Consider the following 13,373-nt stretch of genomic DNA (forward strand, 5'->3'; position numbering starts at 1 on the left):
TATTAATTTAATTATGATGATATATAAAAAATCGTTCTCAAAAAATAATAAAAAACCAAAATCTAGTTTGAAACGGCAACGTCATAAATCGCTGAATAAAAGTGTAATTAAAAAAAATCTTCACAAAAAAACAAACACACCTCTCGTTTTTACTGGCAGCCCTTTATCAGCTCGTTATATATTAGTTATAATGTCGGTTACTGCTATTGCATTAATTGCGATTTATTATAAATCTATATTGATTTATTGCCAGCAAGCATACCATACTGATTTATTTGATGGTAATACGATTGCTTCCCAAGAAATTTCACCACAAGATATTGAAAAAAACTACATTGATGAGCAAAATGATCAAGAACATATAATCACACAAGCATCAACTTCACTTACTCAACCGATTGATGTTGCTTTACCCGTTACTGAAAATAAAACATCCAAGTTAGCAACGGATGAGTTTGATGAGATAAAACAAAATAAAAAAATCGAAGAAGTAGTTACAGACAAAAATCTAAAAAGTGAAGATACTGGTGCGGATTACAATTTAGAGATATATTCTGATACTACTAATCAAAATAAGCAAGAAATAGCATCTGTACTTCAAGATAGGAATGATGAAGTTCATAAGGATATTGAATCAATCCATGAACCACTACCGATTGTTCTAACAAGTAATGATAAGGTATTTTTTGCAGGTGACTCTTTAATGCAAGGCGTTGCACCATATGTAAAAAAAATGTTGTTTAAGCAATATAAAATAGAAAGTATTGATTTGAGCAAACAAAGTACAGGACTTGCTTATCCAAGTGCCTTCGATTGGCCAAAAACAATTAATGATAATTTAATTGCTGATCCTTCAATAAAATTATTGGTCGTTTTTCTTGGTGCTAATGATCCTTGGGATTTTCCTGTTAAAGGTTATGCCAAATACGCTAAATTTAAATCTGAATTATGGGAAGAGCACTACCGTTTGCGTATTGCATCTATTTTAAATAGTGCTATAGAAAATGATGTTCAAGTACTTTGGCTTGCTGCGCCTTGTATGCGTAAACACAAATTAAATAATGGAATGGTTTATCTAAATAATTTATATAAATCTGAAATAGAAAAAACTCAACAACATTTCTTAACAACAAACGAATTATTGGGTTGCACATACGAAAAGTTCAGTAATTTCATAGAAACCGATAAAGCCAAAATTAAAGTAAGAGTTGATGATGGGGTTCATTTTACACCAACTGGTCAAAAAATTTTGGCAAAAGCGATTATGGAACAAATAATTTATAAAGAATTAGAGGATACCTTTAATGATTAAATCTTTAAAGTATATTATAACCGTAATTGCAGTAACAATTACCGTTGGTTGTAGTGTAGCTGAAAGTAAAACCTCCACGGTATCTACTATTGTTGATTTTGGTGATCCTAATGCTAAACAATTTGCAATGCGTTTAAAATCGTTAGAGGATAATAAAAAAACGGATCAAGTGGTCAATATTACTCAATTTGGTGATTCGCATTCAGCCGCTGATTTTTTTACTGGTGAGTTAAGAACATTAATGCAACAAAAGTATGGTAATGCTGGTATTGGCTGGATAACGCCTGTAGCTATAAAAGGACAAAACCATGCAGCTGTTACGTGGAGTTCTAAAAATTGGAATGTGCTAAGTAGCCGAACTTTAAGTAACTTGGATTTTCCTATGGGTGGTTTTATTGCTAAACCAAATAAAGATTTTGCCACTATCCGAATTACACCAAGAGGCTCTAATAATAAAGATTGGCAAGTTAAGTTAACCTTTAAAACACTTAAAAATAACACAAATTCATTAGCGCTTTATGATGCTAATAATCATAAAATTAATTTAAGCAATACTCCAAAATCAAATACTTGGCAAACAGCTTCGGTTGTTTCTAAAATGCCATTGGTTATAAAAGGTCAAAAAGATATAGAGCTTGGTGGAATTTGGTTGACTCGTTATCAACAACCAGGTGTTATTGTTTCATCTATTGCCACTAATGGAGCTAAACAGACAATTTGGCAAAAGTGGGGGAAAGATTGGTTTAAAGAACTGTCTATATCACAAAGTGATTTAATTATTTTAGAATACGGGACAAATGAAAGTTTTGATGGAGCATTAGATGCTAATCAATATCGAAAAAATTTAGTGAATAATATTAGACTGATTCGTAAAACATTACCCAATGCTACGATCTTGATAATGACACCGCCTGATACTATGGCAAATGAAACAAATATGCCTAAGTCTTTTGCAAAGATAATGGATATTCAAAAACAAGTTGCTAAATCTGAAAAAACATTATTTTGGGATTGGCAAGTGGCAATGGGGGGAAAGTATTCTATTAAGCAGTGGCGAAAACGGGGGTTAGCACGCCCAGATTTAGTGCATCAAACTTTACGAGGTTATAAAGAAAGCGCTCGTATTTTTTATGCTGATTTGAATGAATTTGTTAGAAAGAATAGCTAAGAATTTTGATTAGAAGGAATAAATGAGTTATGGCATCACCAATTATTGTTGCAGTTGATTTTCCAGATGTTAAATCGGCATGGAATTTTATTGATCGTGTAGATCCCAAAGATTGTCGCATTAAAATTGGTAAAGAGCTTTTTACACATGCAGGACCTGACTTTATCAAGCAAATTATGAAAAAAGGTTTTGATGTTTTTTTAGATCTTAAATTCCATGATATTCCAAATACTGTCGCAAAAGCAATTGCTGCAACTGCTGACCTTGGTGTGTGGATGACCAATGTTCATGCTAGCGGTGGTTCACGCATGATGACAGCTGCTAAAGATGCGCTTTATTCATATGGTAAAGATGCCCCTATTTTGATTGCAGTAACAGTATTAACTAGCATGGAGTTAGCAGATCTACAAGAAATTGGTATTAACGTATCACCTTTAGAGCAAGCAACCAGATTAGCAATACTTGCTAAAAACTGCGGGCTTGATGGTGTAGTATGTTCAGCGAAAGAAGTACAAAGTTTTAAAACCCGTTTGGGCAGTGATTTTAAATTGGTGACACCAGGTATTAGACCAGTGGGTACTAATTCTGATGACCAAAGGCGTATTATGACGCCTCAGCGAGCTCAAGCTGCAGGTTCTGATTATTTAGTCATTGGACGCCCAATTACCCAAGCAGAAGATCCTGCTAAAGCTTTACAAACAATTTTAGCAACACTAGATACAAGTAAGAGTTAATAATATTATTATGTCTGATAATTCACTTGTTTACTCGACCGATAAAGGTCGAATTAAACCGACCCAAACACTTATCTCACGCCCTAAGGGGGATGGTATTATTCGAATTCAACGACAAACATCAGGCCGTAAAGGTAAAGGTGTTTGTGTTATTACTGGATTTGATATCGATCATACTCAATTATTACAGTTAGCAGTAGAATTAAAAAAACGTTGTGGTTGTGGGGGAGCAGTTAAAGATGGTGTTATTGAAATACAAGGTGATAAACGTGATTTATTAAAGTCATTGCTAGAAGATAAAGGATTTAAAGTAAAGCTAGCAGGTGGCTGATTTAGTTTATAAAATTAGCGCCCACAATAAAAATGGACGCTAATTACAGCACAATAGATTTTAATTAGAACGATAACTACGCATTTTTTTACTGATCTCTCGACGTTCTTTTGAAATTTCAGCATTTTTAATAATGTAATCATCAACACGATCATCGTAATCGCTTTTCATGTTCGCAATAATTGCTTGAAGCTCTTCATAAGTCATATCTGGTTTAATATATTCGCTCAAGTTTTCAAGTAGCAGTACTCTTTTTTGGTTGTCACGAATTTTCTTCTCGTTATCTGATATTTCACGTTTTAATTTATTCAAACGGCGTGATAAACGAATGTATTCTAATACATCTTGAAACGATGGTGCGGTTGATTTTTCCTTGTCCATCTATAACCCCTTATTTCAAAAAATGGAAAATAAACTTCTACCAATTATATACCAATAATTTTTTAAGATCATATTAATTATATTTTTAAACAAAATGATATTTCAGTAGATTAGTTATCTGTTGAGTGTTAGCTATTTTAAATTCGATTTTAAGCAGATTTTATTTCTAAATCTTTATCAAAATATTTTTTTATTTTATAAGGTTATTTGCAAAATAACATAAAAATAAAAACAGCTATTAAGAATTAGTGCAAAGTATTGTACAATACATTCAAATTTGTAAAAAGTGCCAGAATGAGAGAATCATAATGAGCTGGATTGAAAAAATTCTTAGTAAAAATAATATATCGTCAGATCATAAAAAGGCGAATATTCCTGGTGGCGTTTGGACAAAATGCACTAACTGTGATCAAGTCATTTATCAAGCTGAACTCGATCTTAATTTAGAGGTCTGTCCAAAATGTGATCACCATATGCATATCCCTGCCCGAGTGCGTTTATATCGTTTTTTAGACGAAGGTTCGGATATCGAAATTGGTGCAGATCTTATGCCTAAAGATATCTTAAAATTTAAAGATACTAAAAAATATAAAGATCGATTAACAGCAGCTCAAAAAGAAACTCACGAAAAAGAAGCAATGGTTGTCATGAAGGGAACATTGCTTGGCGTACCAGTAGTTGTTGCTTGTTTTGAATTTGCTTTCATTGGTGGTTCAATGTCTTCTGTTGTTGGTGCATTATTCACTCGCGCCGCAGAGCAGGCCATTGAGGATAAATGCCCTTTAATTTGCTTTTCAACAAGTGGTGGTGCACGAATGCAAGAAGCGCTATTCTCATTAATGCAAATGGCAAAAACGAGTGCTATTCTTGCTAAAATGCAAGATGAAGGTTTACCATATATTTCAGTAATGACCGACCCTACCATGGGAGGTGTATCGGCAAGTCTGGCAATGTTGGGTGACATTAATATTGCTGAACCTAAAGCACTAATTGGTTTTGCTGGTCCTCGAGTGATTCAACAAACTGTTCGTGAAACATTACCAGAAGGTTTTCAACGTAGTGAATTTTTACTTGAAAAAGGGGCAATTGATATGATCATTCATCGCAAAGATATGCGTTCTAAAATTGCCAGTTTAGTAACAAAATTAATGAAACTACCTGATCCGTTTAATGAAGTTACTCTTAACGAGACAGCTTAATTGAGTATGACAAATAACCAACTGAATGCCATGTCAGATCTAAAGACATGGCTTTATTATTTAGAACAACTACATCCTATAACTATTGACTTAGGTTTAGAACGAGTAAAAGCTGTAGCTCAGCGCCTAGATTTATTACAACCAGCGCCTTATATTTTTACCGTTGCTGGCACTAATGGCAAAGGAACAACTTGTCGAACGCTTGAAATGATATTACTTGAAGCGAATTTAAAAGTTGGTGTTTATAGCTCTCCCCATTTATTACGTTTTACTGAACGGGTACGTATTAATAATCAAGAATCAAGTGAACAACAAACCGTAAAAGCCTTTGTAGAAATAGAACAAGCCAGAGGTGATATATCGCTTACCTATTTTGAATATGCAACACTTGCTGCACTTTATCAATTTAAACAAGCAAAATTAGATGTAGTTATATTAGAAGTTGGTCTTGGTGGGCGACTTGATGCAACTAATATCGTTGATGCTGATGTGGCAGTTATTACAACTATTGGTATTGATCATGTTGATTATTTAGGTGATACCCGTGAAAGTATCGGACGTGAAAAAGCAGGCATTTTTAAACCTAAAAGTATTGCTATTGTTGGTGAGCCAGATGTACCAGCATCTATTTTAAATGTGGCTAAATCTGTGAATTGCTCTATTTATAGGGTAAATTGTGATTGGCGTTACCAACAACTTAATAAAGATTTATGGTCATTTGAATCGGCAATAAGACAGTATAAAAATTTACCTATTGCCAATGTTCCTTTAGCTAATGCAGCAACTGCAATTGCAGCTATAAGTTATTCATCACTTAAAATAACACAAGATGAAATAACTAAAGGATTGGCAAAATCAAATTTAATCGGGCGTTTTCAAATTATTCAAACATCGCCACTGGTTATTCTTGATGTAGCACATAACCCACATGCAGCAGCTTATTTAACACAACAATTAGAAAAACTAAAAGCAGAATATTTGCAAGTAGGCAAAGTTAGATTTGTTGTTGGTATGCTTAAGGATAAAGATATTAAAAGTACCTTATCCATCTTAAAAGGTGATAGATGGTATTGTGCTTCACTTTATGGTGAACGAGGTTGTAGTGCTGAAGTATTAAAACAGCACTTATTTAATGAAGGTGAGTTTAATGTATCAGCATTTGATACTGTATCTAAAGCCTATCAAAAGGCAATGCAAGATGCTAAAGAAGATGATATCATCGTGGTATGTGGCTCATTTCATACTGTATCGGATGTGTTAACTGAAATTGAGCATTAAGTGGAATTAGTCATGGTAGACAATCAAGAAAATAATCCCAATAGAGTAAGAAATTGCCTTGTAGGTTTTGCTACATTACTACTTATTATTGCAGCAATAGCCCCGTGGATTATAACGGATAAACCTAACTTACGAACGACAACAACACCAATTTTGCAACCTGAAGTGGTTACGCAGCAAAATCAAGTGGTAGTACCATCTGATGATGTTGATGACAATTTTACCCATAATATATCAGATGTTCCTTACCTATCTGGCTCAGATCAAGATCTAAATTCATCAGCTTCATCTGATATTGTTGATGATACTGACGATTCAACAAATATAATTCAACCTTCAATGTCACAGCAAGAATCTAAACCTTATATGATTCAACTTACGGCTTTAAAAAATAAACAAAAAATAGAAGAGTTAATTGCATTATTACGATTAAATAATTATAGCGTTAGAACAATACCTGATAACCCAGAACCTAATCAGTTAATTAAGTTACAGGTTGGCCCTTATGCTAAAAAAGAGCAAGCTGAACAAGTCATTATTAATTTAAATAACCTAACAAAATTAGAAGGTATTATTATTACTAATTGACCGTTGTGCTACTTGTTTTTAAGTTGTAAAGAATAATTATTATTAATAAAAAGTTGTGAGTTATTATGATGAACTGGGCTGATTTTACGATTATTGGTGTAATTGCTTTTTCTGCATTAATTAGCGTTGTTCGAGGTTTTGTTCGAGAAGCGTTATCATTAGTTAGCTGGATATTAGCTTTTTTTATTTCCAGTCAATTTTATATTTATATTACTGATTATTTAACTTATTTTGATAGTGATGTTATACGTATTGCTGTAGCAATTGTTATTTTATTTATTGCTACCTTATTGGTTTGTTCGATTGTGTCTTATGTTATTGGACAATTATTAAAAAAAACGGGATTATCTGGTACTGATCGTTTATTAGGTATCTGTTTTGGTGTATTACGAGGCGTTTTAGTTGTTGCAGCTATTCTCTTTTTAGTTGATACTTTTACGCCGTTATCACAATCACCTTACTGGATTCAATCTCAGCTAATTCCGCATTTTAGTTTTATTATTCGCTGGTTTTTTGATTTTATACAACGGTCTTCTTCGTTTTTAATACAATAAATTTGGGGTAACCATAGTATGTGTGGTGTTGTTGGTATTGTTGGGAATAGTTCTGTTAATCAATCTATTTATGATGCATTGACTGTTTTGCAACATCGAGGGCAAGATGCAGCAGGTATTGTGACTATTGATAATCAAAATCGATTCCGTTTACGCAAAGCGAATGGTTTAGTCAAAGATGTGTTTCAAGAGCATCATATGCAACGGTTGCAAGGTAATTTGGGCATAGGACATATTCGTTATCCTACCGCAGGTAGCTCAAGCCCATCCGAAGCGCAACCTTTTTATGTCAATTCACCTTATGGTATTGCGCTTGCTCATAATGGAAATTTAACCAATACTGATCAGTTGCGTAATAAAGTGTTCGAACTTGCAAGGCGTCATATTAATACCAATTCCGACTCAGAGGTGCTACTCAATATTCTTGCTAATGAACTTGACAAATTTCCCACCTATCCACTAACTGCCGACAATATTTTTACAGCAATACATAATGTTCATAACATAATTAAAGGCGCATATGCCTGTGTTGCAATGATTATTGGGCATGGTCTTGTTGCTTTTCGTGATCCTTATGGAATACGGCCATTAGTTATTGGTAAACGGGTACTTGAGAATCAGAAAATTGAGTACATGGTTGCCTCTGAAAGTGTAGCATTAGATATTCTCGATTTTGAGTTTATACGTGATGTCGAACCAGGTGAGGCAATTTATATTACTCAAGATGGACAATTATATTCTCAGCAATGTTCGGATAACCCTCAATATTATCCATGTATTTTTGAATATGTTTATTTTGCAAGACCTGATTCTTTAATGAATGGTGTCTCAGTTTATCAATCACGTATTCAAATGGGGCAAAAATTGGGGGCTAAAATAGCAAGAGAATGGAAAGATGTTGATATTGATGTAGTCATCCCTATTCCCGAAACATCTTGTGATGCCGCTCTTGAAATTGCACGTATTTTAAATAAACCTTACCGGCAAGGGTTTGTTAAAAATCGCTATGTTGGACGCACCTTTATTATGCCAGGGCAAAGCGCACGTAAATTGTCTGTAAGACGAAAACTCAATGCTAACCGTATTGAATTTGAAGGCAAAAATGTCTTATTAGTTGATGATTCGATTGTACGAGGAACAACCTCAAAAGAAATTCTCGAAATGGTACGTTCTGTTGGAGCTAAAAAAGTCTATTTAGCGTCTGCTGCGCCAGAAATCAGGCATCCAAATGTTTATGGGATAGATATGCCAGTTGCCCGTGAACTTATTGCTTATAACCGAACAGTTGATGAAATAGCAAAAAATATTGGTGCTGATAAGGTTATATTTCAAGATTTATCTGATTTAATTAATTCAATTACAGAACAAAACTCCAACATTCATCATTTAGAGTGTTCTGTTTTTGATGGAAAATATGTTACCGAAGGAATTGATGATAGCTATTTATCATTATTAGAACAGAAAAGAAATGAAACTAAAAAATCTTCAGACATTAAAGAATCAGAAAACTTAGAGATTTATAATGAAGGTTAATAAATTGTGAAAATATAAAATACAATATAAAGGCCTAAATTATCAATTAGGTCTTTTTTTTATTTAGAGAATAATTTTATAATTTATTTAGCTAGTTACCTACAATAAATTCTTTAATATCAAAAGAAATAGCAATTCCTCACTACTCAACTAGATCTACATCCACTATTAAATTTACAAAACTTTACAAATCTTAATAAATCTTTACTTAATAAATTGAATAATAATGATAAATAAAAAATATATAAAAAACTCAACAAAAAACATAACAAAAAACATAACAAAAAACATAACAAAAAAGTAATAAATTATTTTGATAAATGACATTTTTGTAATAGAATTGCAAAAATTAAAAAATAGTTGTAAAAATCTAAATAGTAAAAGTTAATAAGAAATAATTATATTGCTATTCAAAATTAGAAATTGATATTGGCAATAGATTTCATATTATGCGCTTTATTGGTGAAATATAAGGAACATTAAGATGAGAAAGAATCTTAATTTAACGATTATCTCTGCATTTGTAATAGCTACATTAGGATGGCAATCAGCTTTTGCTTCTGAAGCTCAAGTATCGCAAGGTCCTATAGATAGCAATAAAATAATTGAGTTAAAAGATGGTACGAAAGCTCGTGAGATGCTTAACAATCAGCAACGTAGTCTTTATCAAATTGCACTTTTAAGTAGCATCTCTATTTCAGAATTACGTGCAATGAATGCGGGGCGTTTTGATAAAAAAGATGTTGTTGAGATTGGTGAGCGTATCGTTCTGCCTGAGAATTCGCCATTGTTACCTGCAATTAAATTAAACGATGATAAAAAAGATGAACATGCCAATTTGCCTCAATTAGGATCAGATGATAATTATGATGTAAAAGAGGATAAAGACGCACTATCAACTCAAATAGCTTCAACATTACAAACTTTAGCTAGCCAAGACTGGAAACAAATAACTTCGCCAGACAATGGTGGTCTATCCCAACATTTAAAAAACAAGGGTAAAGATTACGCAGAAAGTTATGTACGAAATGGGGTTAAAAACCAAGTTGTTGATCCAGTACGTAATGCTGTACAGGATTTTTTAGGCCGTTTTGGTACTGCTCAGTTACAATTTGATTTAAGTGATAAAGGCGAATTTAACAATGTCAATTTGAAGTTATTTAGCCCATGGTATGACACAGAAGATACATTAATATTTAGTCAAATATCATTTCAGGAATATGAACACAACCGTCGAATAGGTAACTTTGGTATTGGTCAGCGTTGGGATGTTGCTGATAAAAAATGGTTACTTGGTTATAACGTATTTTTTGACCATGATTTCCAGCGTTCACACAATCGTTTAGGTATTGGTGCCGAAGCTTGGACTGATTATATGAAATTTGCTGCTAACTATTATCATCCGTTATCAGACTGGAAGGATTCTAAAGATTTTGATGATTATTTAGAACGAGCAGCAAGAGGCTTTGATGTTCGATTCCAAGGATATTTACCACAATATCCACATTTGGGCGGATCACTCATGTATGAACAATACTATGGTGATAAAGTTGCTTTATTTGGTAAAGATAATTTACAAAAAGATCCGCGAGCAATTACTGTCGGTCTTGATTATACACCAGTTCCACTTTTCACTATTAAGGCTGAGCATAAACGAGGTCAAGACAATAAAAAGGCAACTAAAGCTGAACTTACAATGAACTATCGTATAGGTACACCGTTAAAAGATCAGTTAGATCCAGATATGGTTCAATCTGCTCGTTCCTTAAAAGGTAGTCGTTATGATTTAGTTGATCGTAATAACTATATCGTTCTTGAATATAAAGAAAAGAAAATATCGGTCGATTTAGGGCTTGAGCAAACTCAGTTAATTGAAGGACAAGCCTATCCGCTAAATATCAGTGTTCACAATGCTAAGAAGTTATCAAGTTTAGTATGGTCTGGTGATATGCTTGAAATTGACGCTGGAGGTGGTTTTTTATGTATTGCTACAGGTGGATGTACGGCTTCTTCATGGCTTAATCCACCAGCCGATGTAAATAATTGGCAAATTGTTGCTCCTAGTTATGTTGATCAAGATGGTCAGCGTCGCCCAGTTAGTACAAATGGCAAATATTCTTTATCAGTATCAGTCACTGATAGTCGAGGAAAATCTGCAACATCTAATGCTGTAAGTTTTGAAGTGTTACCCGACCCAGCAGTGCGTAAAATTGGTGTATGGGCAATTGATAAAGATGGAAATAAAACAGCAATGGCGATGAATCCAGCCGATGGTGTAAGTACAGTCACAGTGTTGGCGACATTGGTTAAACCTAAGGTTCCGAATGGTTCAATTGCATCAGGGCAAGATGTAGATGGTTTTAGTGACGAAGAACTTATGGAACGTATACCAAATACTTTTGAATCAGTACTAAAAGGTTGGACAGCAACAAGTAATGGTAAAAAATTAACACTGATTAATGGTACATCTGGAAATGTTACTGCTTGTCCTGCTCAAGAAGCATGCGTTATTGTAAAGTCTTTTGAAAAAGTCAAAAAAGGCCAAAAAGTATCAGCTAAGGCCTCGACTGCAGCTGGTGTTGAAGTAATTGGTGATAGTTATACTTTAGATGTTGCCTCAAATGTTGAGGGTATTGTTGATTTTTCTATCGAGATTGAGCAGTTTGGCTCCTCATTTAATAAAGCGTCTGTAGATTTTTCTGGCGGTAAAGCTGGATTATTAGAAGTTTATCGTAAGGATGGTACATTAGTTGCTCAACAAAACGGTCATTTACTTGTATTTGATCCTCAAGGACCAAAAGAGTGGAAAGTCGATAGTGAATATTACGTTAAAGCTTATGCTTCTGATGGCATAACCGAAATTGTGAATCCTTTTGTTATCTGGTCATTGGTTGGTTCAAATGAAAAGGCATGTCCAGGTCAAGCTGCAACAGCTGAGTTGCCAGACTCATTATCAAATGCCAATGGTCCATGGTTTAATGTTGCCATGGGAGAAAATGCACACTACACAATAAAAAGTTTAAAAACAAATAGTTATGCTTCATTGGGCAAAAGTATCGATAAGGTTGCTGGAGCACCAACGTATTTAAATTTAGAACCAATAAATGTATCACAGCTAGCATGTGCAGGAGATCAAGGATTTAAACTGCAAGTAGTTGTTAACTAATAGTGATTAAAAGGCTAGTAGAGTAATAGATTTTAGGCTAGCGAATGAATTCGGTAGCCTATAATAGGGAACACCAACAAAATGGTGTATTTATATAAATACAACATGTTAATTTATAGAGAAAAATAGGAAGTTAAACATGAAAAATTTTACAATTAAAAAAGTTGCATTAGGCTTATTTTTAGCTGGTTATGCAGCAAGCAGTGCATTTGCTTTAGTTGCTCAGACTCAAAGCGTTATTGAAGGTAATGCTCCAGTGCTTTATTCTAGATCTGATAGTACAACAGCTCATACTCTTAGTGTAAAATTTGCCTCTGACGACAAAGGTCAAAACCTACTTGGCAAAGATGATAAAATCAATGTTGGTAACTATATGGTTATTTCATATGATCTAAGAGATGCCGATGGTGATGAAGATACTGGACAGATTTTAAAATCACTTAAGCTTCACATCCTAGTAGGGGGCGAATGGAAATCTTATAGTGAAGATGCCCTTGAAACTAGTCGAGATGAAGGTAAAATTATAATTAAAGTTGATGATAAATTTACTGGTGCAACTAAAATCGGTTTCACTTTACAAGAAAGAACTGAGTTTGGTTTACCGAGTGAAGGTCAATGGTTAAGGGTTGCTAATATCTGGAACAACGAAAAGCCAGGCACATCTAAGGATGAACCAACCACACCACCTGGTGATAACGATAAACCAGGTCCTAGTGAAAACCCTGATGATCTTCCTTCAGTTCTTGGTCCAATTATTTCTTCAGACTTCAAACTTGCTATTTATAAAATAGGTGATAATGGTGTTGCAGATGAGGGGAAAGACTATGCTACTACTGCTGCTGCAATCCCTAAATATGGCGACAAATTTGTAGTTAAGGTTTTAAATAATAATGGTGATGATTTCACATCTTCATTCAATTTTGAATGGAAGCTTAAAGGTAAGTATGGCAAATCTGGAGAAGAAGTTGATGCACAAGATGACGTGCTTACTAAAGGTACTACAATTGTACTGGGTGCTGAGAAAGGCAATGATGGTAAGTGGAAGCAAACTCATAACTCAATGTACAATTCTGTGTACAAAGCTGGTGCTCAAGGTTATTTCCTACAAGTTAACACAAAATAACTTGAA

At 33.9% G+C, this 13,373-nt stretch carries 12 protein-coding genes; 11 read left to right on the forward strand and 1 reads right to left on the reverse strand.

Annotated elements, in window-relative coordinates; translation table 11 throughout:
* The first annotated feature begins 13 nt into the window (after positions 1 to 13).
* The 4 genes from A9G32_RS01780 to yciH are packed head-to-tail and all read left to right on the forward strand — an operon-like array spanning position 14 to position 3,545.
* Positions 14 to 1,312 (forward strand): SGNH/GDSL hydrolase family protein, encoded by a 1,299-nt coding sequence (locus A9G32_RS01780; protein WP_065590325.1) that lies wholly within the window; start codon positions 14 to 16, stop codon positions 1,310 to 1,312.
* The gene (locus A9G32_RS01785) at positions 1,305 to 2,480 is read left to right on the forward strand and encodes a GDSL-type esterase/lipase family protein (protein ID WP_065590326.1); all 1,176 of its coding nucleotides are present in this window, start codon (positions 1,305 to 1,307) and stop codon (positions 2,478 to 2,480) included. Before A9G32_RS01780 ends, A9G32_RS01785 begins: the two co-directional genes overlap by 8 nt.
* A gap of 29 nt (positions 2,481 to 2,509) precedes the next feature.
* A complete protein-coding gene (pyrF, locus tag A9G32_RS01790; RefSeq protein ID WP_034910287.1) occupies positions 2,510 to 3,214 on the forward strand; it encodes an orotidine-5'-phosphate decarboxylase in 705 nt (234 codons plus the stop codon).
* Between the two features lie 10 nt (positions 3,215 to 3,224).
* Positions 3,225 to 3,545 carry a stress response translation initiation inhibitor YciH gene (gene yciH, locus A9G32_RS01795; protein ID WP_065590327.1) on the forward strand — a complete coding sequence of 107 codons (321 nt, stop codon included), beginning with the start codon at positions 3,225 to 3,227 and terminating at the stop codon, positions 3,543 to 3,545.
* A 60-nt stretch (positions 3,546 to 3,605) separates the two neighbouring features.
* Here the strand turns inward: yciH and tmaR are convergent, their stop codons facing one another.
* Positions 3,606 to 3,926, reverse strand: a complete 321-nt coding sequence (gene tmaR, locus A9G32_RS01800; RefSeq protein ID WP_034910282.1) for a PTS system regulator TmaR — start codon at positions 3,924 to 3,926, stop codon at positions 3,606 to 3,608.
* A 308-nt stretch (positions 3,927 to 4,234) separates the two neighbouring features.
* Between tmaR and accD the strand changes: the two genes are divergently transcribed.
* From accD to A9G32_RS01835, 7 genes are all read left to right on the forward strand, one after another.
* Positions 4,235 to 5,125 (forward strand): acetyl-CoA carboxylase, carboxyltransferase subunit beta, encoded by an 891-nt coding sequence (gene accD, locus A9G32_RS01805; RefSeq protein ID WP_065590328.1) that lies wholly within the window; start codon positions 4,235 to 4,237, stop codon positions 5,123 to 5,125.
* A gap of 6 nt (positions 5,126 to 5,131) precedes the next feature.
* Entirely contained in the window at positions 5,132 to 6,403 is a 1,272-nt protein-coding gene (folC, locus tag A9G32_RS01810) for a bifunctional tetrahydrofolate synthase/dihydrofolate synthase (RefSeq protein WP_065590329.1), read from the forward strand.
* Between the two features lie 12 nt (positions 6,404 to 6,415).
* On the forward strand, positions 6,416 to 6,991 hold the full coding sequence (locus A9G32_RS01815; RefSeq protein ID WP_065590330.1) for an SPOR domain-containing protein: 576 nt from the start codon (positions 6,416 to 6,418) through the stop codon (positions 6,989 to 6,991).
* Between the two features lie 68 nt (positions 6,992 to 7,059).
* A complete protein-coding gene (locus A9G32_RS01820) occupies positions 7,060 to 7,545 on the forward strand; it encodes a CvpA family protein (RefSeq protein WP_065590371.1) in 486 nt (161 codons plus the stop codon).
* Between the two features lie 18 nt (positions 7,546 to 7,563).
* Positions 7,564 to 9,078, forward strand: a complete 1,515-nt coding sequence (gene purF, locus A9G32_RS01825) for an amidophosphoribosyltransferase (RefSeq protein WP_065590331.1) — start codon at positions 7,564 to 7,566, stop codon at positions 9,076 to 9,078.
* A 484-nt stretch (positions 9,079 to 9,562) separates the two neighbouring features.
* On the forward strand, positions 9,563 to 12,244 hold the full coding sequence (locus A9G32_RS01830) for an inverse autotransporter beta domain-containing protein (RefSeq protein ID WP_065590332.1): 2,682 nt from the start codon (positions 9,563 to 9,565) through the stop codon (positions 12,242 to 12,244).
* Positions 12,245 to 12,383: 139 nt separating this feature from the next.
* Positions 12,384 to 13,367, forward strand: a complete 984-nt coding sequence (locus A9G32_RS01835) for a hypothetical protein (RefSeq protein WP_065590333.1) — start codon at positions 12,384 to 12,386, stop codon at positions 13,365 to 13,367.
* Positions 13,368 to 13,373 lie beyond the last annotated feature (6 nt).

The organism is Gilliamella sp. Gris3-2 (assembly GCF_001690345.1).
Taxonomy (GTDB): Bacteria; Pseudomonadota; Gammaproteobacteria; order Enterobacterales; family Orbaceae; genus Gilliamella; species Gilliamella bombi.

Coding starts and splice junctions, on each gene's coding strand:
- A9G32_RS01780 (WP_065590325.1), top strand. CDS start 14: ATGATGATATATAAAAAATCGTTCTCAAAAAATAATAAAAAACCAAAA.
- A9G32_RS01785 (WP_065590326.1), top strand. CDS start 1,305: ATGATTAAATCTTTAAAGTATATTATAACCGTAATTGCAGTAACAATT.
- pyrF (WP_034910287.1), top strand. CDS start 2,510: ATGGCATCACCAATTATTGTTGCAGTTGATTTTCCAGATGTTAAATCG.
- yciH (WP_065590327.1), top strand. CDS start 3,225: ATGTCTGATAATTCACTTGTTTACTCGACCGATAAAGGTCGAATTAAA.
- tmaR (WP_034910282.1), bottom strand. CDS start 3,926: ATGGACAAGGAAAAATCAACCGCACCATCGTTTCAAGATGTATTAGAA.
- accD (WP_065590328.1), top strand. CDS start 4,235: ATGAGCTGGATTGAAAAAATTCTTAGTAAAAATAATATATCGTCAGAT.
- folC (WP_065590329.1), top strand. CDS start 5,132: ATGACAAATAACCAACTGAATGCCATGTCAGATCTAAAGACATGGCTT.
- A9G32_RS01815 (WP_065590330.1), top strand. CDS start 6,416: ATGGTAGACAATCAAGAAAATAATCCCAATAGAGTAAGAAATTGCCTT.
- A9G32_RS01820 (WP_065590371.1), top strand. CDS start 7,060: ATGAACTGGGCTGATTTTACGATTATTGGTGTAATTGCTTTTTCTGCA.
- purF (WP_065590331.1), top strand. CDS start 7,564: ATGTGTGGTGTTGTTGGTATTGTTGGGAATAGTTCTGTTAATCAATCT.
- A9G32_RS01830 (WP_065590332.1), top strand. CDS start 9,563: ATGAGAAAGAATCTTAATTTAACGATTATCTCTGCATTTGTAATAGCT.
- A9G32_RS01835 (WP_065590333.1), top strand. CDS start 12,384: ATGAAAAATTTTACAATTAAAAAAGTTGCATTAGGCTTATTTTTAGCT.